The sequence below is a fragment of the Niallia alba genome (assembly GCF_012933555.1).
GTDB lineage: Bacteria > Bacillota > Bacilli > Bacillales > Cytobacillaceae > Niallia > Niallia alba.
The window spans coordinates 4,047,097-4,072,795 of the sequence record NZ_JABBPK010000001.1; the positions used below are offsets into that span (position 1 = coordinate 4,047,097).

The window sequence follows — 25,699 nt, forward strand, 5'->3', positions numbered from 1 at the left end:
AAACAACAACCTTTTAGAAAACAGCTAAACGCAAAAACTTAATCGCTCCATTTCACTCCCGATTTAGAACAAAGAATGAAAAGCAACATTTTTTTGAAAATAACTACTTTTAATGATATTTATTGGCTGCATTTACTATTAATACAAATTGCCTCAAACATTCAGTAACCTTCATATTATCGGCTTCTGTATTTTTATACGAATCATCCCTTCTAAAAGTTTCATTTCGAATATATTCTTTGCTAAGAATCCTTTTTATTTTATGTAGTTATTTTCTATTTCAGAAGAATTTCTCTATAAGAAATGAAAAAGAGACGAGGCCCTCTGGTAGGTGAGCAACTTTAATAAGTCGACTCATCTGCTCTCCCCATCTCTTTATTCAATATTAAGTTGTAGCAATCTTCTCTGCTTCTTCGATACTTTTTTTCATTCTTTGCCGATCTCTTTCTAAAATTGGCTTTAAATACTTACCAGTATAGGAGCCTTCTAAATTGGCAATGTCTTCAGGTGTTCCGGATCCTAAGATTGTACCACCTTTATCGCCACCTTCTGGTCCTAAATCGATAATATAATCTGTCGTCTTTATAACATCAAGATTATGCTCAATGACAAGGACGGTATCGCCATTCTCTACCAATCGTTGCAGGACAGTCAGCAATCTTGAAATATCATCAACATGCAAGCCCGTAGTCGGCTCATCAAGAATGTAAAAAGACTTACCAGTAGAACGTCGATGTAATTCTGAAGCTAATTTTACCCTTTGAGCTTCTCCACCTGATAAAGTAGTGGCTGGCTGTCCTAGCTTAATATATCCTAAACCAACATCTACAATTGTTTGGAGTTTACGATGAATCTTCGGTATGTTTTCAAAGAAAGCTACACCATCTTCCACTGTCATTTCCAATACGTCAGAAATATTTTTTCCTTTATACTTCACTTCTAATGTTTCGCGATTATATCGCTTTCCATGACAGACTTCACACGGAACATAAACATCTGGTAGGAAATGCATTTCAATTTTTATAATTCCATCACCACGGCAAGCTTCACATCTTCCGCCTTTGACATTAAAACTAAAACGACCTTTTTTATACCCTCGTACTTTTGCTTCATTAGTTGTTGCAAAAACATCTCTAATATCATCAAACACTCCAGTATAAGTGGCAGGATTCGACCTTGGAGTTCGTCCAATTGGTGACTGATCAATATCAATGACTTTTTCCAATTGTTCGATCCCCTTAATTTCTTTATGCGCACCCGGCTTCGCTTTTGCACGATTAAGCTTTTGGGCTAAGCTTTTATGGAGAATTTCATTAATCAATGTACTTTTCCCTGAACCAGAAACACCTGTAACAGAAACAAACATTCCTAGTGGGATTTTTACACTTACATTTTTTAAATTATTTTCTTTTGCACCAGTGATTTCAATAAATCTGCCATCACTTTTCTTTCTTTCTAACGGAAGTGGAATGAACTTTTTCCCTGATAAATATTGACCTGTTATCGATTCTGAATCATTCATTACTTCCTCAGGAGTTCCGACTGAAATAATTTCTCCTCCATGGACACCAGCACCAGGTCCTACATCAATTAAGTAGTCTGCAGCCATCATCGTATCTTCATCATGCTCTACAACAATCAATGTATTTCCTATGTCGCGCATTTGTCTTAATGTATCAATTAATTTATCATTATCTCTTTGATGAAGACCGATGGAAGGCTCATCTAGAATATAGAGCACACCAGTGAGTCTTGAGCCAATTTGTGTCGCCAAACGAATCCTCTGTGCTTCACCACCGGATAAGGTACCTGCAGCTCTACTTAATGTTAGGTAATCCAGCCCAACATTTATTAAAAATCCAACTCGCTCTTTTATTTCTCTAAGAATCAAAATAGCAATTTGTTTTTCCTTGTCTGTTAGATCAACCTGCTCCATAAATTGATAGCATTCCACAACTGATTTTTCCGTAATTTTCCCAATATGCTGTCCATTAATTAATACAGCTAAGGCTTCTTTTTTTAAACGATATCCTTTACATGTACGACAAGGCTGTTCTGCCATATATTTTTGCATTTGTTCTCGAATATAGTCAGAACTTGTCTCCTTGTATCTTCTTTCGACATTTCGAATAACGCCCTCAAATTGAATATCATTTTCTCTCACTTGACCAAAATCATTTTCGTAACGGAAATGAATATATTCTTTTCCAGATCCATAAAGAATTTTGTCCATTAGGTTTTTAGGAATATCCTTAACTGGTATATTCATGTCAATACCATAATGATTACATATACTTTCAAGAAGCTGTGGATAGTATTGAGAACTAATGGATTCCCATGGAGCTATTGCATTTTCTTTTAAAGTTAAATTCCAATCAGGAATAATCAAGTCCACATCAACAACTAATTTATTTCCAAGTCCATCACAATCTGGACACGCTCCAAATGGGCTATTAAAGGAAAAAAGTCTAGGTTCTAATTCGCCAATCGAGAAACCGCAAATTGGACAAGCATGATGCTCGCTAAATAATAATTCCTCCTGTCCAATAACGTCAATAATAACTTTGCCATTTCCGAATTGTAATGCTGATTCTAATGAATCTGCTAAACGAGCTGTAATTCCCTCTTTTACAACTAGACGATCAATAACTACTTCAATATTATGTTTCTTGTTTTTCTCTAAAGAAATATCATCGCCAATTTCATGCATTTCTCCATCAATACGTAATCGAACATATCCTTGCTTTTTCACATCTTCAAGCACTTTCCCATGAGTCCCTTTGCGCCCTGATACTACAGGTGCTAAAACTTGAAGTCTCGTTCTTTCAGGATATTCTAGGATTCGGTCAACCATCTGCTCAATTGTCTGTGAGGAAATTTCAATTCCATGCTCTGGGCAAGTTGGTCTCCCAACCCTTGCGTATAATAACCTTAAGTAATCATAAATTTCCGTTACTGTCCCAACAGTAGAACGTGGATTTCGACTTGTTGTTTTCTGATCAATGGAAATAGCCGGTGATAATCCTTCAATCGAATCAACATCTGGCTTATCCATTTGCCCTAAAAACTGACGAGCATAAGCAGATAAAGATTCTACATATCTTCGTTGTCCTTCCGCATATATGGTATCAAAAGCGAGGGAAGATTTCCCAGAACCAGATAAACCGGTTATGACTACTAATTGATCTCTTGGGATAGTTATATCAATATTTTTTAAATTGTTTGCTCTTGCACCTTTTACAATAAGTTTATCTTTTGCCATTGCTTCTCTCACCCCTCAGCCTTTAATTCAAGCAATAGATCGCGAAGCTCTGCTGCTCTTTCGAAATTCAAAGCTTTGGCTGCTTCTTTCATTTCTGACTCCATTTGTGCGATCATTGCCTCTTTTTCTTTTTTCGTCAATTTATCAAGTTTAGTAGATGCCGCATATTCTTCTGGCTCTTCTGCTGCCTGTGTTGCACGGATTGAATCTCTAATGCCTTTTTGAATCGTTTGCGGAATTATTCCATGTTCTTCATTATATTTCTCTTGAATTTCTCTACGTCTTTTCGTTTCACTTATGGCAACTTCCATGGAATGAGTCATCTTATCTGCATACATGACGACATGACCATTAGCATTTCTTGCTGCTCGCCCGATTGTTTGAATTAACGATCTCTCCGAACGAAGGAAACCTTCTTTATCAGCATCTAAAATTGTGACTAATGATACCTCTGGAATGTCCAGTCCTTCCCTTAATAAGTTAATTCCTACTAGTACATCATATTTTCCAAGACGTAATTCCCGAATAATTTCAATCCGTTCTAACGTTTTTACTTCGGAATGCAAATACTGTACTTTAATTCCTATATCTTTCAGATAATCAGTTAAGTCCTCTGACATTTTTTTCGTAAGTGTTGTTACCAATACCCGTTCATTTCGTTTAATTCTTTCATGAATCTCAGCAATTAGATCATCAATTTGTCCTTCAATCGGCCGAACGTCAATCGTCGGATCAAGTAATCCAGTCGGACGAATTATTTGTTCAATCATAACTGGAGTATGCTCAATTTCATATGGGCCAGGTGTTGCAGATACACAAATCATTTGATTAATATGCTTCTCGAATTCTCCAAAGGTCAACGGACGGTTATCAAGGGCTGATGGTAAGCGAAAACCATGATCTACCAACACATTTTTCCGTGCTTGGTCACCATTATACATTCCTCTAATCTGCGGTAATGTAACATGAGATTCGTCGATAACAAGAAGAAAGTCTTTTGGAAAATAATCCAACAAAGTATAAGGAGTAGATCCAGGAGGTCTTAATGTTAAATGTCTTGAATAGTTTTCTATTCCAGAACAGAATCCCATCTCTCTCATCATTTCTAAATCATAACGTGAGCGTTGTTCTAGCCGTTGAGCTTCTAATAATTTATTATCTGCTCTTAATTTTTCTAATTGTTCCTCTAATTCCTTTTCAATGTTCTCAATCGCTATTTTCATTTTTTCTTCTCTTGTTACGAAGTGAGAAGCAGGAAAAATAGCAATATGGTTTCGTTCCCCTAATATCTCTCCTGTTAATGCATCTACTTCGCGAATCCGGTCAATTTCATCTCCAAAAAACTCTACTCTGATACAATGTTCGTCACGAGATGCCGGGAAAATTTCCACTACATCCCCGCGAACACGAAATGTTCCCCGTTTAAAATCAATATCATTTCGATCATATTGGATATCAACTAATTTACGCAGCAATTGATTTCTTTCTAATTCCATCCCCGATCTTAACGATACAACCATTTCTCGATACTCTTCTGGAGAACCTAATCCATAAATACAAGAAACGCTGGCAATAATGATGACGTCATCTCTTTCAAATAAAGAGGATGTTGCTGAATGACGAAGTTTATCGATTTCATCATTGATGCTTGCGTCCTTTTCGATAAATGTATCTGTTTGTGGGACATATGCTTCTGGTTGGTAATAATCATAGTAGCTAACAAAATACTCTACTGCATTATTAGGAAAAAATTCCTTAAACTCACTATATAATTGACCAGCTAATGTTTTATTGTGAGCAATGATTAACGTTGGCTTTTTTACTTCTTTAATCACATTGCTTACTGTAAAGGTTTTACCAGTACCAGTTGCCCCTAGCAACGTCTGAATTTTGTCACCTGCTCGAATACCTGATACTAGTTTTTCTATCGCTCCTGGCTGATCACCTTGAGGAGTATACTTTGAAACTAACTCAAAATCATGACTCACTAAACCATCCTCCGATCTGTATACTTTCTATTCCCGTTCGTACATTTCTTTGACACTCTATGATAAAGATTTATTTATGGTCCTTTAAATGTAAAACCACATTCGTTTAACAGTCTCCACTCTATCCATTTAAGCTATGTAATCAACATATCACCATTCTACCACAAACCATCCTTTTCAAACCACAAAAAAGAGAACAAACATTCGATTTATTTTATCACGCTTTTCATCTGTATTAAAAAGCAAAATTCCATAAAAAAATGACTAACGAAAATACCTATCATCTTTATCGACGTAAATTCGTTTAGTCATTCTCCTTCTCTATTCTTTTTTCTTTTTTTCAACTTAAACTCAAGCATCTTTATTTGCTAACCGATCTTTCCATTTCCTACTAATCATATAGCCAACCGTCATGGAAAAAGCATCGACGACAATGAGCAAAAATGTATCAGTATATCCTCTATAAACGGAAGCAGCAATTAAGGCGACGGTTAAAACTAAGCCGATAATTGGATAATAAGTCGCTCTTGAAAATAGGATTACTAATAAACACGGAAAAAATAGGGCAGCTAGATATTTTCCCATCTACATACACCTCTATTTACACATATTTCACTTCATTGACCGTTAGACCGAACTTCCCAAGCGCACTGGCTAAATTATTAAAAATTGGAATATGACTGAAATCAACGCCTAATTGAATAGCTGTTTGTGCGACTTCAGGTCTTAACCCAGAAAGATATCCTTTTACGCCAATTAATCGCAAAGCATGAATAACTTGAAATATTTGATGGGCAACCATTGTATCGATTAGTGGTACACCTGATAAATCAATGAATAAATGATTAAATCGTTTTTCATTACATTCTTTCAATGTATTTTCCATAATTAATTGCGCTCTCTTTGTATCAATATCGCCAATTAGTGGCAACACACCAATCCCCTTTGTAATCGGTATAACCGGACTACTTAATTCATAAATGGTTTCTTGTTGTGCAGTTAATTGCTGGAATTTGTATTCATCGTAAGAGCCAATAAATATATTTACAAATAAATCAAAAGCATAATGGATGAGACGTATCCATTCAAACAAGGTAGTTATTGTTAAATGAGCAGTAGATTCCTCTGAAAACTTCTCCACATAAGATATAAGAATTCCTTTAACCGTGTTAAGCTGTTCAATTGATTCCAAAATAGGAACTAAATCTTTCGCACGTTTTTCTGCAACTTTAACAGCCCATTTAGAAATATTTGCTGAATATACAGCTTCATCCTCAATAAAAACCTTAATCACATTTTCCAAAAGAATTTGGTGGGCTGTAATTAGTTCTTCTGTATTCTCTGCTGATTTATTGATTGAATAAAAGTTAGATGGGTTATTTTCTATTTTGTTTAACCATTCCTTGCGCATATCTACAAGATGATCATTTAAAAAGGTATATAGGCTTTGCATACATGGTTCCAACTATTTCTCCTCCTAATTCAAGAAACAATGCTTCATTGCATTTTATAATATCAAATTCTCATAGAAAAAATCGATATATTCACCACTATATTTAGTCGTTCTTACTTTTTTGAATTGCATTCTTCGCATTTGTAAATAAAGTGAAACTTCCATCAGTGGAGTTTTTCCTTCCTCCCCACTAATGGTTAGTTGAACCAATCGGACCTTTACGGACAGTTGATCTCCCTCCTATCTTCCTCGTATTCTCAGAAGCTTAAGGGGGAAGTCTTACTGTCCGTTAAGAGTGGGATAAAGTGAAACTTCTATCAGTGGGGGGTTTTCCTTCCTCCCCCACTGATGGTTAGTTGAACCAATCGGACCTTTACGGACAGTTGATCTCCCTCCTATCTTCCTCGTATTCTCAGAAGCTTAAGGGGGGAGTCTTACTGTCCGTTAAGAGTGGGATAAAGTGAAACTTCTATCAGTGGGGGGTTTTCCTTCCTCCCCCACTGATGGTTAGTTGAACCAATCGGACCTTTACGGACAGTTGATCTCCCTCCTATCTTCCTCGTATTCTCAGAAGCTTAAGGGGGGAGTCTTACTGTCCGTTAAGAGTGGGATAAAGTGAAACTTCTATCAGTGGGGGGTTTTCCTTCCTCCCCCACTGATGGTTAGTTGAACCAATCGGACCTTTACGGACAGTTGATCTCCCTCCTATCTTCCTCGTATTCTCAGAAGCTTAAGGGGGGAGTCTTACTGTCCGTTAAGAGTGGGATAAAGTGAAACTTCTATCAGTGGGGGGTTTTCCTTCCTCCCCCACTGATGGTTAGTTGAACCAATCGGACCTTTACGGACAGTTGATCTCCCTCCTATCTTCCTCGTATTCTCAGAAGCTTAAGGGGGGAGTCTTACTGTCCGTTAAGAGTGGGATAAAGTGAAACTTCTATCAGTGGGGGGTTTTCCTTCCTCCCCCACTGATGGTTAGTTGAACCAATCGGACCTTTACGGACAGTTGATCTCCCTCCTATCTTCCTCGTATTCTCAGAAGCTTAAGGGGGGAGTCTTACTGTCCGTTAAGAGTGGGATAAAGTGAAACTTCTATCAGTGGGGGGTTTTCCTTCCTCCCCCACTGATGGTTAGTTGAACCAATCGGACCTTTACGGACAGTTGATCTCCCTCCTATCTTCCTCGTATTCTCAGAAGCTTAAGGGGGGAGTCTTACTGTCCGTTAAGAGTGGGATAAAGTGAAACTTCTATCAGTGGGGGGTTTTCCTTCCTCCCCCACTGATGGTTAGTTGAACCAATCGGACCTTTACGGACAGTTGATCTCCCTCCTATCTTCCTCGTATTCTCAGAAGCTTAAGGGGGGAGTCTTACTGTCCGTTAAGAGTGGGATAAATATATACTATTATATAGTTGTCGCCATAGTGAAACAAGCAAGAAGCCTTTTCTTCGTAAGAGAGAAAAGGAACAACTTAGACATTTTTTAATAGACTCGTTGCAATCACTTGAAAGATTGGTTTCACAGATGATGCTCTTTTCTTCGCATTTTCTAATAAAAAGATGATCTCATCAATTTCTTCTGGGCTTAGTTTTTCTATAATCCAATCTTCTAACTCCTGATTTTTAATTTCGATATTTTGATTAGGTATTTTTATCGTGTGATATTTCATTAATTCATTATGAATAAGATTTATATGGTATTGATATTTCTTTTCCTTATGTATAAGCAACGATTTCGATAGATTTTTATTCATGTGTATTCTCCTCTCTAAAAACGTCTTATATCTTCTAATCTGGTCAATTCCTTCTATATTTTCTGGTCAATATATAGCTATTATAATAGGAAAACAATGTCAAAGGCCTTATTCCCTAGTAACTTCTACTAAAATAGGCAAAAAGAATTATTCCAACTAGTTAAAAAGTCTGTTTTATCCAAGATGGAGGTAAGGTAATATTTACTAATAAGGGGATGCGACGTAGCAATATGACCATTATATAAAGGAGACAAATGATATGGAAAAAGGAACGGAAGATATTATTGGGTATCGTATAAAAAAAGATGTTTATTCTAACTCCATTGAAGGTTTATTTCTACTAAAAAAGGGTGCAACTCTTACAAAGAAACATGTAGAATTGCTCACGAAGCATCAAGTAAATCCATTTGATGTAATTAGCTCTACAGAAGAAACCTCACCTGTCTCCGTAAGTGATACATTTACTAGTTTATTAGATGAAGTGAAACAAACCTTCCATCATATACTAGAACAGGATGATAGCAAGGTTGAAAATCTTCTACATACTTATGAAAAAATAATAGATTTTTCCCTGCAAGAATTAAATATTTTAGAAATTATTCATCAAGAAACTTCGCCAAAAGACTATATTTATCAACATAGTATTAACGTTGGTGTTATTTCAGCGATTATCGGAAAAATACTAGGCTTATCTAGAAAACAATGTCACTTACTTAGTCAAATGGGGTTATTTCACGACATCGGCATGCTAAAAATCGATTCATCTATTATAGAAGCACAGAATCGCTTGACCCAAAAAGAATATAAGGAAATCCAAAAACACACGATATATGGAAAAAGTATGTTATTTCAAATTGCTCAATTGGATATTTTAATATCAAGAACTGCTCTATTACATCATGAAAAAATAAATGGCAAAGGCTATCCATCTCAACGAACGGAAAAGGAGATTCCTTTCCTAATTCAAATCGTTTCCGTAGCAGACAGCTTTAATAGCATGTGCTCTGCTTATACCTATAAAGAAAAGAAATCTCACTTTGAAGCCATCTATGAATTAGTGAATGAATCATATGGGAATGCTTTAAATCCTGCTATTGTTATACCTTTCACCAATTTTATTATGCGGAAACAACTTTTTAAAAAGGTCACCTTATCCAATAATGAAATAGCAGAAATCATTTTTATCCATCAAAATGAGCCACATTTACCATTAGTTCGTCAAAAGGATGCTTATATAGACTTACGTAGGGCGTCCTCTTTGAAAATTTCTGGATTAGCAAATTAATAATAATTATTCCACCAATAAAAATGGCCAAATCACGAATGATTCGGCCATTTTTTCTGATTAAGATTTTTAAACCCCTTTATATGCTTTGCGATAAATATCTGCTAATTCTGTTACTAACGGCAATTTAGGGTTAGCTGTTGTACATTGATCTTCAAAAGCGCGGTCTGCTAAATAATCTACTTTTGCTTCAAATGCTTTTGCATCTACCCCTTGTGCTGCAATACTCATTGGAATATTCAGTTCTTTCCCTAAACGGATTACCGCATTAATAAAGTTTTCTACTCCTTCTTCCACTGTATTAGCTGGCAAACCTAAGATTCTTGCAAGCTCTGCATAACGCTGATCTGCCTTAAAATGCTCATATTTAGGGAAACTAGCCAGTTTTTTCGGCTTCTCTGCATTATAACGAATTACATGCGGCATTAAGATAGCATTTGAACGTCCATGGGCAATATGGAATTCCGCACCCAATTTATGAGCTAAGCTATGGTTAATTCCTAAGAAGGCATTAGCAAATGCCATCCCTGCTATGGTAGATGCATTATGCACTTTTTCACGTGCTTCTTCGTCATTGCCATTGCGATACGCTCTTGGTAAATATTCAAAGATTAATTGCACGGCTTTCACAGCTAATGCGTCAGTATAGTCATTGGCCATAATGGAAACATATGCTTCAACAGCATGTGTTAACACGTCCATTCCTGTATCTGCTGTAATAACAGGAGGAACAGTCATCACAAATTGTGGGTCGATAATAGCAACATCTGGAGTTAATTCATAGTCTGCCAATGGGTATTTGATATTTTGTTTTTTATCTGTAATTACGGCAAAAGAAGTAACCTCTGAACCAGTTCCAGAAGTGGTTGGGATCGCTACCATTTTTGCTTTTTCTCCTAATTTTGGATACGTGTACACTCTTTTACGAATATCTAAGAATTTTTGTTTTAAGCCAAAGAACTCTTCATCTGGATGCTCATAGAATAACCACATTCCTTTGGCGGCATCCATTGCAGATCCCCCGCCTAATGCAATAATACAATCCGGCTGGAATTTAACCATTTGTTCTGTTCCTCTTTGAACCGTATCTAATGACGGATCTGGTTCTACGTCTGAGAAGACTTCTACATGCACCATATTTGATCTTTTTCGTAAATGATACAATAATTTTTCTACATATCCTAACTTCACCATAAAACCATCTGTTACAATAAATACCCGAGAAATATCATTCATTTTTTGTAAATATTGAACAGCATTCTTTTCAAAATAAATTTTTGGTGGAATTTTAAACCATTGCATATTTACATTCCTTTTAGCTAGTTTTTTAGTATTGAGTAAATGAACATCTGTTACATTTGTAGAAACAGAGTTTTTACCATAAGATCCACAGCCTAACGTTAAAGATGGAACAAAAGCATTATAAATGTCTCCTATCGCACCTTGTGAAGACGGAGCATTATTGATAATTCTGCAAGCCTTTACTCTTAATGAAAATTCTTTTACTACCTCATCATCTTCCGAATGAATAACTGCTGTATGTCCTAAGCCACCGAATTCTAGCATTTCTTCCGCTCGCTTTATTCCTTCTTCTGTCGATTTAACTTTATAACAAGCTAGCACAGGACTTAACTTCTCTCTGGATAACGGGAAATCTGCTCCAACACCTTCCAGTTCTGCTAGTAATACCTTCGTATCCTTAGGCACTTCAACCCCTGCTAATTTAGCTATATAAGAAGCGGATTTCCCTACAATATTGGGATTTACAGCGCAGGTTGCTTCATTTATAACAAGCTTTTCTACTTTTTTTCTTTCTTCTTCATTCAAAAAATAACACTTATAATGAATTAACTCATTTTTAACTTGATTATAAATTTCTTTGTCAATAATTACTGCCTGCTCAGAAGCACAAATCATTCCATTATCAAAAGTTTTTGATAAAATCAAATCGTTGACTGCCCTCTTAATTTTTGCTGATTTTTCGATATAACATGGAACATTTCCTGGGCCAACTCCTAGTGCTGGTTTTCCACTGCTATAAGCGGATTTCACCATCCCTGGCCCACCTGTAGCGAGAATTAACGAAATTTCCGGATGATTCATTAGCTCTTGTGTCATTTCAATCGATGGTTTTTCAATCCATTGAATACAATCTTTTGGTGCACCGGCCTCCACAGCCGCATCTCTTAAGATTCGAGCTGCTTCGCTACTACATTTCTGGGCAGATGGATGAAATGCAAATATAATCGGATTTCTTGTTTTAATTGCAATAATCGCCTTAAACATCGTCGTAGATGTTGGATTCGTAACAGGTGTTACACCTGCAATAACCCCAATAGGATCTGCAATTTCCACAATGCCAGTTTGATCATCATCACGAATTATCCCAACTGTACGATCATATTTAATATTATTATAGATATATTCAGTGGAAAAAATATTTTTTATAATTTTATCTTCATAAACCCCTCTCCCCGTTTCCTCTACAGCTAACTTGGCTAAATACATATGCTTATCCAAGCCTGCTACTGCCATTTCTTTTACTATCCGATCAACTTGTTGTTGGTCTAATTGATAAAATGCTTCTAATGCTTTTTTCCCTTTGGTCGCCATCTCATTCATTAAATCGATATTTTCTTTCTTCTTATTTACCTCATTTTCTGTAATCGACATTTCTAACTACACCCCTCTCTTTTGATAGCGCTCACATAAAGAATACTAGCGATTTCTCTCTTCTCCCAAAAGAAACTATTTATTCAATTGACCACATCCCCTTTTTCATCATTAATTTGATGTCCTTCTTTGGATGCTCTTTTCATGTATCATTTTAAAAGGTATTTCCAAAATCTTCAACATAAAAAAACATTTTTTCGCAATTTATTGAAAAGGCTTTCATTTTTATTCACAAAAAATTCACAAAAGTCAAATAAGGATAACTTAATCTATCAAGTTGTTTCCCCAAAAAAAGAACTGTCCTTGAGGTATCAAACCTTACAAGTATTGTTCTTGTAGGGTCTGAACCTCTGTTTGGAACAGTTCGCTAACATTTATTTTTTGTCCATCACGAAAATTTCTCTTTCTTATCTTTAAACCCCTTTATACGCTTTGCGATAAATATCTGCTAATTCTGTTACTAACGGTAATTTAGGGTTTGCTGTTGTACATTGATCTTCAAAGGCACGATCTGCTAAATAATCTACTTTTGCTTCGAATTCTTTTGCATCTACTCCTTGTGCTGCAATACTCATTGGGATATTTAACTCTTTTCCAAGTCTGATTACTGCTTTCACAAAGTTATCTACACCTTGTTCCACTGTATTAGCTGGCAATCCTAGAATTCTTGCAAGCTCTGCATAGCGTTCATCTGCTTTAAAGTATTCATATTTAGGGAACGCTGTGAACTTCTTCGGTTTCTCCGCATTGTAACGGATAACATGTGGCATTAAGATAGCATTTGAACGCCCATGGGCAATATGGAATTCTGCTCCTAATTTATGAGCTAAACTATGGTTAATTCCTAAGAAAGCATTTGCGAAAGCCATACCAGCTATTGTAGATGCATTATGCACTTTTTCACGAGCCTCTTCGTCATTACCATTACGATATGCTCTTGGTAAATATTCAAATATCAATTGAACTGCTTTCACAGCTAATGCATCTGTATAGTCATTGGCCATATTAGATACATATGCTTCCACCGCATGTGTTAATACGTCCATACCAGTATCTGCTGTAACTGCTGGTGGAACTGTCATAACAAATTGTGGATCGATGATTGCTACATCTGGTGTTAATTCATAATCTGCTAATGGATATTTAATATTTTGTTCTTTATCTGTAATTACTGCGAAAGATGTTACTTCAGATCCAGTACCAGAAGTAGTTGGAATTGCAACAAATTTAGCTTTTCCACCTAAAGAAGGATATTTATAAACCCTTTTACGGATATCTAAGAATTTTTGCTTTAATCCGAAGAACTCCTCATTTGGATGTTCGTAGAATAACCACATACCTTTTGCTGCATCCATTGGAGATCCACCACCAAGCGCAATAATGCAGTCTGGTTGGAATTTAGCCATCATTTCTGTTCCTCTAACAACTGTTTCAATAGATGGATCTGGCTCAACATCTGAAAATACTTCTACTTGCACTAGGTTTGAACGTTTTCTTAAGTTATAAAGTAATTTATCTACATATCCGAATTTAACCATGTATGGATCTGTTACGATAAATACTCTAGAGATATCCTTCATTTTTTGTAAATATTGTACAGAGTTTTTCTCAAAATAAATTTTTGATGGAACTTTAAACCATTGCATATTTACATTCCTTTTAGCTAGTTTTTTAACATTCAATAAATGAATGTCTGTTACGTTAGTAGATACAGAGTTTTTACCATAAGATCCGCAGCCAAGTGTTAAAGATGGCATGAAGGCATTGTAGATGTCACCAATTGCGCCTTGAGAAGATGGTGCATTGTTGATGATGCGGCATGCTTTCATTCTTAACGCAAAGCTTTCAACTACTTTTGGATCTTCAGAGTGAATAACAGCTGAGTGTCCTAATCCACCGAATTCTAGCATTTCTTCTGCGCGTTTGATTCCTTCTTCTGTTGATTCTACTTTATAGCATGCAAGTACTGGACTCAATTTTTCTCTTGATAGCGGGTAATTTGGTCCAACTGCTTCTAATTCTGCAAGAAGAATTTTTGTATCTTCTGGAACTTTTACTCCTGCTAAACCAGCGATATAATGAGCAGATTTACCAACGATATCTGGATTTACTGCACATGTATTTTCATTAATTACTAGTTTTTCTACTTTTGCTAGCTCTTCATTGTTTAAGAAGTAACAACTATTTCTTATCAATAGATTTTTGACTTCATCATATATTTCTTTATCGATGATTACAGCTTGTTCAGATGCGCAAATCATTCCATTATCAAATGTCTTAGAAAGAATTAAATCATTCACTGCTCTTTTTACTTTTGCTGTTTTTTCGATATAACAAGGTACGTTACCAGCTCCAACACCAAGTGCAGGTTTTCCACAACTATATGCAGATTTAACCATTCCTGGTCCACCAGTTGCAAGAATTAAAGCAATGTCATTATGGTTCATTAACGCTTTTGTTGTTTCAATAGAAGGTTTTTCTACCCATTGAATACAGTTTTCTGGTGCCCCTGCTTTCACAGCTGCATCTCTTAAGATTCTTGCTGCTTCACTGCTACATTTCTGTGCGGATGGATGGAAAGCAAAAATAATTGGATTACGTGTTTTTATAGCAATAATTGCTTTAAACATAGTAGTAGATGTTGGGTTTGTAACAGGTGTTACCCCTGCAATTACACCGACTGGGTCAGCAATTTCCACAATTCCTGTTTGTTGGTCTTCATTTATTACGCCAACGGTACGATCGTACTTAATATTATGGTAGATATATTCAGTCGAGAATATATTCTTTGTAATTTTATCTTCGTAAATGCCTCTTCCCGTTTCTTCAACAGCAAGTTTAGCTAGATACATATGTTTATCTAAACCGGCAAGAGCCATTGCTTTTACAACTTCATCTACTTGCTCTTGATCTAAGGACATAAACTCATTTAGAGCTTTTTTCCCTTTCGCCGCCATTTCATCAATAACTGCTTGCACATCTACTTGCTCATTTTTCGCTTTTACTTCTTTTTCAACAACTGACATCGTAGATCCCTCCAATATAGAGAATAATTATAATGTGAAATTATTCACAAATTACTTTAAAGAAAAAACCACTTTATCCAAGTAGTCTATTTGTGAATATTTTCACAAATAATTCTTTAAAGAAAAACTACTAATATAGTAGTTAACTTTGCCTACTAACTTCCTACAATCTTGTTGCATCTTTTCGTAGTTTCTTGTTGTTTTTCTTTACAAACTAATCATATAACGACTTGCTGAAACCTTCAAGCCTATTCATAAAATTTTGTGCATTTTTTCACAATGTTGTTCACATTTTATACAAATTTGAAAAATCCCCTTATTTTTTCTATAATATAAAATGTGATAAAATCAACAATGAAAGGGTTTACAATGTGAATAAAAAAATAGATAGAACAAGTGCTAATCATGATACCTATCAATTTATTATCCGTGTCTCCTATCAGCTGTTTATGGAATTAGGATATCGAAAAGTTAGTACAAGAATGATTGCAGAACATTGTGGGATAACACAGCCAGCCTTATATCACCATTTTAAGAATAAGCAAGACATTTATAAAGCAGTAATTAATACCTCTATTCAACAAACAGAACACGCTCTATTAAAAATTACGGAAGAATTTCAAAATCTAGAAGAATGTATCTATCAAATCGCTATTTACTTTTTAGAAAATTATCAAGAAGATTTAATGCAAATGTTCCACGACTTACAACATGAAATGCCCAATGATATACAAACGCAATTAAGAATTCGCTGGCAAGAGGGATTTTTAAAACCCATTATTCAAGTGTTTGATCTAGAAGAAAAGAGCAATGACAGTATTTCCTTTCAAACCATAGAGAGTAATAGCGAGGAAATTGCGTTAATGTTTCTTCAATACATTCAAACAGCCATGCAACCTGCTTATATGAAACAACTTTCCACTGAACAACAAAAAAAGGAAATTAAGCGGAAAGCAAAGTTAATCGTTCACCTATTTTTATTTGGACTAGTAAATAGGTAATGTTCTTTCAAAAAACACTTCATTTATTGCAAAAATAAATATATACTCAACTTATCAATTGATAAGTTTTTTTAGAACCTGCTTATCGATTGATAAGTTACGCTTTTAAGGAGTGGAAAAATGAAACATTATATTTATCGTTATTTTGCCGCGGTAACTAGTAAAACGGGAAAGTGGATCACATTAATCTCTTGGCTTCTCCTTGTCGGGATATTAAGCATGCTCCTACCTCAAGCTAGTTCCCAAAAAAATGATTTGGCTGGAAATATTCCAACTACCGCTTTATCACAGCAGGCTGAAGAAAAAATGAAAGAGGAATTTTCTAATGAACAAGGAACTCCTGCGTTAATTGCATGGTTTCGATCAACCGGCTTATCCGATCAAGATTTAGAACAAATTCAGAAACTTACCAACCAATTAACAGAGGACCCACTTATTCATCAGGAAACGATTATTCCTTATCATCAACTACCTTTAGAGGCAATAAAAAAACAAATTTCCGAAGATGGAACAACTATAGTTCTCCCTATATTATTTGAGAACAACTTAGCAACAACTGAACTAAAAGTAAGTATGAAAGAACTAGAAACTGTTGCAAACGACATATTGGAGGATAATCCTTTTAATACTACATTAAAAGACGATACGAAATTACATGCGAGAACGACTGGTCCTGTCGGCATCTCTATTGATGCTACAGAGCTATTTAGCCAAGGTGACTTATCATTACTTATAGGCACTGTTATTATTGTATTAATTTGCTTGCTCATCATTTACCGTTCTCCAGTGTTAGCGTTAATTCCTTTAATTGGAGTTGGTATCGCCTATGGAGTAATCAGCCCTTTACTTGGCTTCTTTGGAGAGTTAGGATGGATTGAATTCGATTCTCAGAGCATTGCCATAATGACTGTATTACTTTTTGGAGCTGGTACAGACTATTGTTTATTCATAATTAGTAGATATCGAACTTTATTAACAAAAGAATCTATAAAAGAAATTGCGATGCAAAAAGCACTGGAACGTTCCGGCGGAGCAGTAGCAATGAGTGGCTTAACAGTAGTGTTTTCCCTCCTTGTATTATTATTAGCTCAGTATGGCGCTGTCCATCGATTTGCTATCCCATTTAGCTTATCTATCCTTATTATGATGATTGCGAGTCTGAGTCTAGTACCTGCTATTCTATCTATTATCGGAAGATTGTCTTTTTATCCATTCGTTCCTAAAACAGAGGAATTATTATTAAAAAAAGGTGCAAATAAATTACCTAATCAAAGAAAATCACTTGGAAACGCGATTGGTACTATGGTAACAAAACATCCATGGAAAGTGACGATTCTAACGACAATATTGCTTGGTTTTTTTGCTCTATTTTCCCTTAAAACAGAGTATACGTATGACTTATTGTCCTCTTTCCCTGATGATATGCCTTCTAGAGAAGGATTTGCTTTAATTGAAGATCACTTTAATGCGGGAGAACTCGCTCCAGTCTCTGTTATGATTAATACAGAAGGAAAAGATGTAAAAGTGGAGGAATCCTTAAAAGAATTGGATTTTATCGCCACCGTATCAGAGGCTGAAATAGGTAAAAGCAACCCTGAATTAGTAAAGTATTCCTTGGAACTCCAAAACAATCCTTATTCGAATGAAGCGATGGATAAACTACCAACTATTCGTGAAACATTGGAACAGAAACTTCAAGATAGTGGCATTAAAAATCCAAAGGATAAAATTTGGCTTTCTGGAATTACTGCAGAACAATATGATACAAGAGAAGTAACAAACGAAGATGCCCAACTAATTATTCCGGTTATTTTAGTTATGATTGCCATCCTTTTACTTATTTATCTACGCTCCATTACGGCAGCCATCTATTTAATCGCATCTGTTCTTCTTTCCTACTTTAGTGCGTTAGGTCTAGGATGGATTATTCTCCATTATGGTTTTGGCGTAGAAGCAATTCAAGGGTTAATTCCGTTGTACTCCTTCGTATTTATCGTGGCATTAGGAGAAGATTATAATATTTTTATGATTTCAAGTATATGGAAGAAAAGCAAAGAGATGCCGCTCTTACAAGCAGTGAAAGAAGGCGTTGCAGAATCAGGTGGCGTTATTACTTCTGCTGGAGTTATTTTAGCTGCTACCTTTATGGTATTGACTACTTTACCTATGCAAGTACTTGTCCACTTTGGAACGATAACGGCTATTGGAATTGTTTTAGATACTTTTATTGTAAGACCTTTTTTAGTACCAGGAATTACTTCCCTATTAGGAAATGCTGTCTTTTGGCCAAGCAAGAAAATTCATGTAAAAGAAAACGAATAATTTATCCCACTCTTACTGTCCGTACAGGTCCGATTGGTTCAACTAACCATCAGTGGGGGAGCAAGGAAAACCCCCACTGATAGAAGTTTCACTTTATTCAATCCTCCAAGCTTATTTTAAGAGAAGCCTTGGAGGAATTTTTATCTTCAAACTTACTCCTCTCACCCTTGCTTATCCTAAATAAAAAAAGCATAGTTTTAAAAAAGCCTTCTCCATTTTTTCTAAATAAATTTCAATTTCTTAAAACAAAACCCTCTTCCCATCCGTCTATCACTTGTAAAACTTAAGTTATTACGTATTTAATTCCATAAAGGAGCTCTTGTATGTTTAACAAAAATAAAAAAGAAACGGAGTTAATTGCATTTATTATGGATAATAAAGCAAGCTTCTATCGATTTGCATATTCCTATGTACGAAATCAAGAAGATGCCTTGGATATTGTCCAAGATTCTATTCATAAAGCACTTAAAAAACAGCACCAATTAAAGGATATTTCTATGATGAAAAGTTGGTTTTATCGAATAGTCGCTACTACCTCTCTTGATTTTTTGCGAAAAAGGAAACGATGGCATGTTACAGACGATGAAAATCTGGAAATACTCGCTTCAAGTTCAGTCGATACTTACAAAAATTTAGATTTAGAACAAGCTATTAATCAGCTTCCTCCATCTTACAAAACAATTGTTATCCTTCGTTTTTTTGAAGATTTAAAGCTGGAGGAAATTGCTTCTGTATTAGGCGAAAATATTAATACAGTCAAAACGAAGCTTTATAAAGCACTAAAAATACTACGCATAGAAATGAAATAATGATGGAGGAATATAATGGATAAAAAATTTGAGGATATGAAAAATGAATATTTAAGTGTTGCAATTCCAGAGGAACTTGAGAAGCGAATACTTAAGTCCATTAAAAGGCATCGTACTTTAAAAAGAATTTCACATAATGCTATCTTCCTAGCAGCATCCATTCTTTTATTAATTACGACAGTTAATATAAGTCCAGCAGCAGCAAGCACCTTAGCAGATATTCCATTTTTAAACAAAGTCATTAAAGTCGTTACAATAGCAGAATGGAAAGAAACGAAGGAAAATAGTCAGCTAAATTTAAAAACTCCTAAAGTAACTGGCTTAGAGAATGAAGCTCTTTCACATGCATTAAACCAACAATATGTACAAGAATCAAAAGAGCTTTATGCTAAATTTCAACAAGAAACAGCAAATGAAGCTGGAAACTATTCACTTGAAAGTGGCTATATCGTTAAAACAGATGATGATTTAATATTCTCCCTTGGTAGATATACAACAGAAATAAAGGCATCGGCTGCAGAAACTATTCACTATGTTACAATCGATAAGCAAAACGAACTATTAATCACGTTACCTAGCTTATTTAAGGATGAATCCTATATTAATTCGATCAGTGAGTATATTTTAAATGAAATGAATCAACAAATAAAAGCAGAGACCGGAAATTACTTCATAAAAAATCAAAACGATCCAGATGGATTTGAAAAAATCGATAGCTCTCAAAACTTCTATATAAACACAAACCATCAATTAGTGATTTGCTTTGATGAATATGAGGTAGCACCAGGTTATATGGGTACGATCGAGTTTCCTATTCCGACAGAAATCATAAAAGATCATTTAGTAAGTGATTTATATATAAAGTAAACATAAGCATCGGTTCAATAGACTTAGTCAGAGGAACGAACATATCTCATTCCCTCTGACTTTTTCTTTTTTATGGATGAAAAGTTTTCCTCTGTCAAACTGTTTTCTCTTGCTAACACTTTTGTTGATATGTATAAAAACGTTGCTCTAGACCCACCCTATAATGACTTGATATGATTAGTGGGTTAGTTAAGGGGGCGTTTGTGATGGATAAAAAATATGCAGACTTAAAACTCGGCGAACGAGCTGCTATATTAAGTATTTTTACATATATTATTTTAGCTTCTGTGAAATTATTTATTGGGAACAGTTCTGATTCCCAAGCATTGAAAGCAGACGGTTGGAATAATTTCACCGATATTATTGCTTCAGTTGCCGTTCTAATCGGCTTGCGACTATCCCAAAAACCAGCCGATAAAGATCATCCTTATGGTCATTGGAAAGCGGAAACTGTCGCTTCGTTAATTGCTTCTTTCATTATGATGAGCGTGGGTTTGCAAGTATTATTCCAAGCAGTATCGTCTTTCTTTACTCATTCAAGACAAGCACCTGATTTAGTGGCAGCTTATACAGCTATTGCATGTGGTATGGTTATGTTCTTCGTCTATCGCATCAATTTACGATTAGGGAAAAAAATAAATAGCCAAGCTGTAAAGGCAGCTGCAAAAGATAACTTCTCCGACTCGATGGTTAGCTTTGGGACTGCTGTTGGTATTTTTGGAGCACAATTAAACTTAGGCTTTTTAGATCCGCTAGCAGCCTGTATTGTCGGCCTGTTAATTTGTAAAACAGCCTGGGGAATATTCCGAGAAACAACTCACTATTTAACAGATGGATTTGATGTTCTATTGATTGACAACTATAAAAAGACCATTCTACATACGGATGGCGTTAAAGCTGTAAAAGAAATTAAAGCGAGAAACTATGGGAACAGTCCAGTCGTGGATGTTGTTATTACTGTTAATCAGAAACTAGATATTACCGATGCCCATGATATCTCTTCTGCTGTAGAGAATGCTTTAATAAATGAATTTAATGTGTTAGAGGTACATGTCCATATTGAGCCAGACGAAGAAAAACAGTAAAGAAAACTTCCAGCAAGCAGCGAGAGTCTTACTGCCCATTAAGAATGAAAAAACGAAGGAATTCGTATCCTTCGTTTTTCTATTTATATCACATCAAAAATTAATATGCTTTTGCCCAATACACTAATTTACTTGCTTTTTTACCACAGCATACACAAGTCTCGGCGATTGATTCCTGTTCAAAAGGCATGCATCTAGATGTTGCACTTGTCTCTTCCTTTATTTTGTCTTCACAAGCTTGATCTTCGCACCACATCGCTTTAATAAACCCTGGTTTTTCTTTCACTGTCCATTGTTTAAATTCATCAAAATTTAAAGCAGTATGAGTGTTTTCTTCTCTATGATCTGTGGCTTTCTTTAACAAATTGTCTTGAATCTCGATTAATAATTGCGCAATTGTTTCTTCTAATCCTTCCATCGAGACAAATTGTTTCTCTCCTGTATCTCTTCTCACAAGAACTACTTGGTTTTTCTCCATATCTTTTGGTCCTACTTCTAAACGCAAAGGGATTCCTTTCATTTCATACTCATTAAATTTCCAGCCTGGCTTTTTATCGCTTGCATCAATGCCAATGCGGATTGTACTGCTTAATTTCTTCTGTAAATCATAAGCAAAATCCAATACACCTTCCTTATGCTGGGCAATTGGTACAATCATCACTTGCGTTGGAGCAATCATTGGCGGTACTACTAAACCACGGTCATCGCCATGAACCATAATCATTGCACCAATAATTCTAGTAGTAAAGCCCCATGATGTTTGTTGTACATGCTGGAGGTTTCCGTCTCTATCCGAGAACTGAATGCCAAAGGATTTAGCAAAGCCATCACCTAGATTATGAGAGGTTCCTGATTGCAATGCTTTTCCATCATGCATCAAACTTTCAATCGTATACGTATATTTTGCACCTGCGAATTTTTCTTTTTCTGTTTTACGCCCTTTAATAACTGGAAGTGCTAAGTATTTTTCGCATATTTCAGCATAGACTTGAAGCATTTGAATGGTTTCTCTATCTGCATCTTCTTCTGTTTCATGGCATGTATGCCCCTCTTGCCACAAAAATTCCAATGTACGTAAAAATGGACGAGTTGTCTTTTCCCATCGTACTACATTTGCCCATTGATTATATAGCTTTGGAAGATCACGATAGGAATGAATGATATTTTTATAATGCTCTGCAAATAGGACTTCTGATGTTGGGCGCACGCAAAGTCTTTCTGCTAATTCCTCGTCTCCGCCATGTGTAACCCATGCTACTTCTGGTGCAAATCCCTCGATATGATCCTTTTCTCTTTGTAAAAGGCTTTCAGGAATAAATAATGGCATATAGACATTTTCATGACCTGTTTCTTTAATACGTTTGTCTAATGCTTCTTTAATATTCTCCCAAATTGCCGTTCCATATGGTCGAATGATCATCGAACCTCTTACACTGGAATAATCAATTAGTTCTGCTTTTGTTACAACATCTGTATACCACTGGGCAAAATCGTCTTCCATACTGGTAATGCTTTTTACAAAATCCTTTGCCATTTTAGGGGCCTCCTATTTTATTAGTCGTTTTTAAAAATATTTCGATTGGCCTTTTCTTTGAAAAAAGACCATAAAAAAAAGCTTTGCCATTCATTAGGGACCAAATAATGGCGGTACCACCCTAATTCAAAGCAAAGCTTTACACTCTTCCATGTTAACGGTCTTGAACCGCTGAATCTTTTTAAACAAAGTCTATTCGATACAGAACGAAAAAGGCAGGTTCAACAGGTGAGCCTATAGGTCCTTTCAGCATTTAGACCCTCTCTTTAATAGACATTGCTGCATACTATTCCTTTTTATAGTTTCTTTATTCATTTCTTTGTGAAAAATCATATCGGATAGAAACATTATTGTCAATATGGATTTTTTTTATTCTTTTTAGAAACTATTTTATCCCACTCTTAACGGACAGTAAGACTCCCACCTCAAGCTTAGGAGAATACAAGGAAGATAGGTGGGAGATCAACTGTCCGTAAAGGTCCGATTGGTTCAACTAACCATCAGTGGGGAGGAAGGCCCCCCCACTGATAGAAGTTTCACTTTATCCCACTCTTAACGGACAGTAAGACTCCCACCTCAAGCTTAGGAGAATACAAGGAAGATAGGTGGGAGATCAACTGTCCGTAAAGGTCCGATTGGTTCAACTAACCATCAGTGGGGAGGAAGGCCCCCCCCACTGATAGAAGTTTCACTTTATCCCACTCTTAACGGACAGTAAGACTCCCACCTCAAGCTTAGGAGAATACAAGGAAGATAGGTGGGAGATCAACTGTCCGTAAAGGTCCGATTGGTTCAACTAACCATCAGTGGGGAGGAAGGCCCCCCCCACTGATAGAAGTTTCACTTTATCCCACTCTTAACGGACAGTAAGACTCCCCCTCAAGCATAGGAGAATACGAGAAAGAAAGGTGGGAGATCAACTGTCCGTAAAGGTCCGATTGGTTCAACTAACCATCAGTGGGGGAGGACGGAAACCCCTCACTGATGGAAGTTTCACTTTATAGTATCCCTTCTAATCTCTTGAATAAAAATCTAATGTTGCCTGGAGTGCCTGACCAGCTGGGATTTTCACTCCGTGTCTGATGAGACAGGCTTCTAGACTGGCAAGCACAAATAGGACGTTTTCTTTTCGGCAGCTATAGCCCATCGTTCCGATTCTCCATATTTTCCCGTGTAAAGGACCAAAGGAGCTTGCAATTTCTACACCGAATTGCTGGAGCATCATACTCCGTACAGACTCTGCATCGATTCCTTCTGGTACTTTAATACATGTTACAGTTGGCAGTTTCCATCTTCTATCACCGAACAATTCAAGACCCATTCCTTCTATTCCTTCGATTAGTGCTTGTTCATGGTATTGATGACGCGCAAATCTAGTCTCCAAGCCTTCGTCTAATACTATTCTTAAACCTTCATATAGTGCGTACAACATCGAAGTTGCTTCTGTATGATGATTCAATCTTCTTGGACTCCAATAATCCTGTAATTGTGCTAAGTCTAAATAATTGGAACGAATAGGAGCATGCATTTTTTTCTCTGCTAATTCACTATCGGTTGCTATCCCACGTTCTACTTTTTTCCGCGCATTTAATACCTTTTCAATGCGTTCATTATAAGTGATTGGAGCATTGCCTGATGGCACAGATAAACATTTTTGATTTCCACCTATAACTGCATCTATATACCAATTATCTGATTGAACATCTACTCCACCAATTGTCGCAACCGCGTCAACGATAAAGAGAATATCTTGTTCACGACATGCTCTGCCAACCTCTTCTAACGGTTGCATGCACCCAGTTGATGTTTCTCCATGAACAAGAGCAACAATTTTCGGCTTCACTTTTTTCATTTCCGCAATAATTACGTCTGGATCAAAAACTTCTCCCCATTCGCAATGAAGCAAATGAATATCTGCACCATATCTTTCGGAAATCTCTGTTAATAAATGTCCAAATCTCCCATAAATAGGGATTAACACTTTATCTCCTGGCTCGATGACACTGGCCAATACAGCTTCAAGGCCTGATCTTGATGTCCCATCTATCGGAAATGCCCACTGGTTCTTTGTTTGAAAAACTTGTTGTATCATTCCCATCACATCATTCATAATAGCCGTAAACGCAGGATCAAATTGACCTAAAATCGGTGTACTCAATGCCCTTAACACTCTCGGATCCACTTCAACTGGTCCTGGTGTCATAATCGTTCTTAAGGGTGTGCTTAATTCTGAAAAAGTCATTGTTTACATCCTTTCTTTATCTATATTTTGAAAGCGCTAGATTAATTTGTTTTATTTTTACTTTTGATGAACGCCGCTTTTCCCCTTATGCCTCTGTTTTTTGGCTTTCATTCGCTTGATGAAAACCACTTTTCCCTTTGCTCCTCTGCTTTTTGGCTTTCATTCACTTGATGAAAACCACTTTTCCCTTTGCGCCTCTGCTTTTTGGCTTTCATTCACTTGATGAAAACCACTTTTCCCTTTGCGCCTCTGCTTTTTGGCTTTCATTCACTTGATGAAAACCACTTTTCTCTTTGCTCCTCTGCTTTTTGGCGTTCATTCGCTTGATGAACACCACTTTTCCCTTTGCTCCTCTGCTTTTTGGCTTTCATTCACTTGATGAAAACCACTTTTCCCTTTGCGCC

Annotated in this window: 15 protein-coding genes and 1 other annotated feature; of the genes, 6 read left to right on the forward strand and 9 right to left on the reverse strand. The window is 36.1% G+C overall.

Translation table 11 applies throughout. From position 1 onward, the window contains the following. Window positions 1–385: 385 nt before the first annotated feature. The 5 genes from uvrA to HHU08_RS19435 all read right to left on the reverse strand — a co-directional run bounded on the left by uvrA (window position 386) and on the right by HHU08_RS19435 (window position 8,451). A complete protein-coding gene (gene uvrA / locus HHU08_RS19415; protein ID WP_169189080.1) occupies window positions 386–3,262 on the reverse strand; it encodes an excinuclease ABC subunit UvrA in 2,877 nt (958 codons plus the stop codon). An 8-nt stretch (window positions 3,263–3,270) separates the two neighbouring features. Beyond that, a complete protein-coding gene (gene uvrB / locus HHU08_RS19420) occupies window positions 3,271–5,250 on the reverse strand; it encodes an excinuclease ABC subunit UvrB (RefSeq protein ID WP_169189082.1) in 1,980 nt (659 codons plus the stop codon). Window positions 5,251–5,601: 351 nt separating this feature from the next. Further along, window positions 5,602–5,835 (reverse strand): CsbA family protein, encoded by a 234-nt coding sequence (locus HHU08_RS19425; protein WP_016203893.1) that lies wholly within the window; start codon window positions 5,833–5,835, stop codon window positions 5,602–5,604. Window positions 5,836–5,851: 16 nt separating this feature from the next. Continuing rightward, window positions 5,852–6,715: an STAS domain-containing protein gene (locus HHU08_RS19430; RefSeq protein ID WP_101729282.1), complete on the reverse strand. Its 864-nt coding sequence runs from the start codon at window positions 6,713–6,715 to the stop codon at window positions 5,852–5,854. 1,454 nt (window positions 6,716–8,169) lie between these two features. Continuing rightward, complete coding sequence (locus HHU08_RS19435; protein ID WP_016203385.1) at window positions 8,170–8,451, reverse strand: hypothetical protein; 282 nt, start codon at window positions 8,449–8,451, stop codon at window positions 8,170–8,172. A gap of 259 nt (window positions 8,452–8,710) precedes the next feature. Between HHU08_RS19435 and HHU08_RS19440 the strand changes: the two genes are divergently transcribed. Further along, complete coding sequence (locus HHU08_RS19440) at window positions 8,711–9,736, forward strand: HD-GYP domain-containing protein (RefSeq protein ID WP_016203386.1); 1,026 nt, start codon at window positions 8,711–8,713, stop codon at window positions 9,734–9,736. 69 nt (window positions 9,737–9,805) lie between these two features. On the opposite strand, the gene adhE (HHU08_RS19445) is transcribed toward HHU08_RS19440, so the two are convergent. Further along, the gene (gene adhE / locus HHU08_RS19445; protein WP_169189083.1) at window positions 9,806–12,409 is read right to left on the reverse strand and encodes a bifunctional acetaldehyde-CoA/alcohol dehydrogenase; all 2,604 of its coding nucleotides are present in this window, start codon (window positions 12,407–12,409) and stop codon (window positions 9,806–9,808) included. Between the two features lie 413 nt (window positions 12,410–12,822). Then, complete coding sequence (adhE, locus tag HHU08_RS19450) at window positions 12,823–15,435, reverse strand: bifunctional acetaldehyde-CoA/alcohol dehydrogenase (protein WP_016203387.1); 2,613 nt, start codon at window positions 15,433–15,435, stop codon at window positions 12,823–12,825. A 371-nt stretch (window positions 15,436–15,806) separates the two neighbouring features. On the opposite strand from adhE (HHU08_RS19450), the gene HHU08_RS19455 reads away from it, so the two are divergent. From HHU08_RS19455 to HHU08_RS19475, 5 genes are all read left to right on the forward strand, one after another. Next, window positions 15,807–16,436, forward strand: a complete 630-nt coding sequence (locus HHU08_RS19455; RefSeq protein WP_101729285.1) for a TetR/AcrR family transcriptional regulator — start codon at window positions 15,807–15,809, stop codon at window positions 16,434–16,436. A 120-nt stretch (window positions 16,437–16,556) separates the two neighbouring features. Continuing rightward, window positions 16,557–18,758 carry an MMPL family transporter gene (locus HHU08_RS19460; protein ID WP_169189084.1) on the forward strand — a complete coding sequence of 734 codons (2,202 nt, stop codon included), beginning with the start codon at window positions 16,557–16,559 and terminating at the stop codon, window positions 18,756–18,758. Between the two features lie 323 nt (window positions 18,759–19,081). Then, on the forward strand, window positions 19,082–19,567 hold the full coding sequence (locus tag HHU08_RS19465) for an RNA polymerase sigma factor (RefSeq protein WP_101729287.1): 486 nt from the start codon (window positions 19,082–19,084) through the stop codon (window positions 19,565–19,567). Window positions 19,568–19,582: 15 nt separating this feature from the next. Further along, a complete protein-coding gene (locus tag HHU08_RS19470; protein ID WP_169189086.1) occupies window positions 19,583–20,434 on the forward strand; it encodes an RsiV family protein in 852 nt (283 codons plus the stop codon). Window positions 20,435–20,640: 206 nt separating this feature from the next. After that, a complete protein-coding gene (locus tag HHU08_RS19475) occupies window positions 20,641–21,519 on the forward strand; it encodes a cation diffusion facilitator family transporter (RefSeq protein WP_205835648.1) in 879 nt (292 codons plus the stop codon). A gap of 100 nt (window positions 21,520–21,619) precedes the next feature. Here the strand turns inward: HHU08_RS19475 and proS are convergent, their stop codons facing one another. Both proS and HHU08_RS19485 read right to left on the reverse strand, forming a co-directional pair. Beyond that, the gene (gene proS / locus HHU08_RS19480; protein WP_016203393.1) at window positions 21,620–23,053 is read right to left on the reverse strand and encodes a proline--tRNA ligase; all 1,434 of its coding nucleotides are present in this window, start codon (window positions 23,051–23,053) and stop codon (window positions 21,620–21,622) included. Between the two features lie 92 nt (window positions 23,054–23,145). Next, window positions 23,146–23,362 (reverse strand) — a binding site (T-box leader). A gap of 703 nt (window positions 23,363–24,065) precedes the next feature. Further along, window positions 24,066–25,295: a pyridoxal-phosphate-dependent aminotransferase family protein gene (locus tag HHU08_RS19485; protein ID WP_169189089.1), complete on the reverse strand. Its 1,230-nt coding sequence runs from the start codon at window positions 25,293–25,295 to the stop codon at window positions 24,066–24,068. Window positions 25,296–25,699 lie beyond the last annotated feature (404 nt).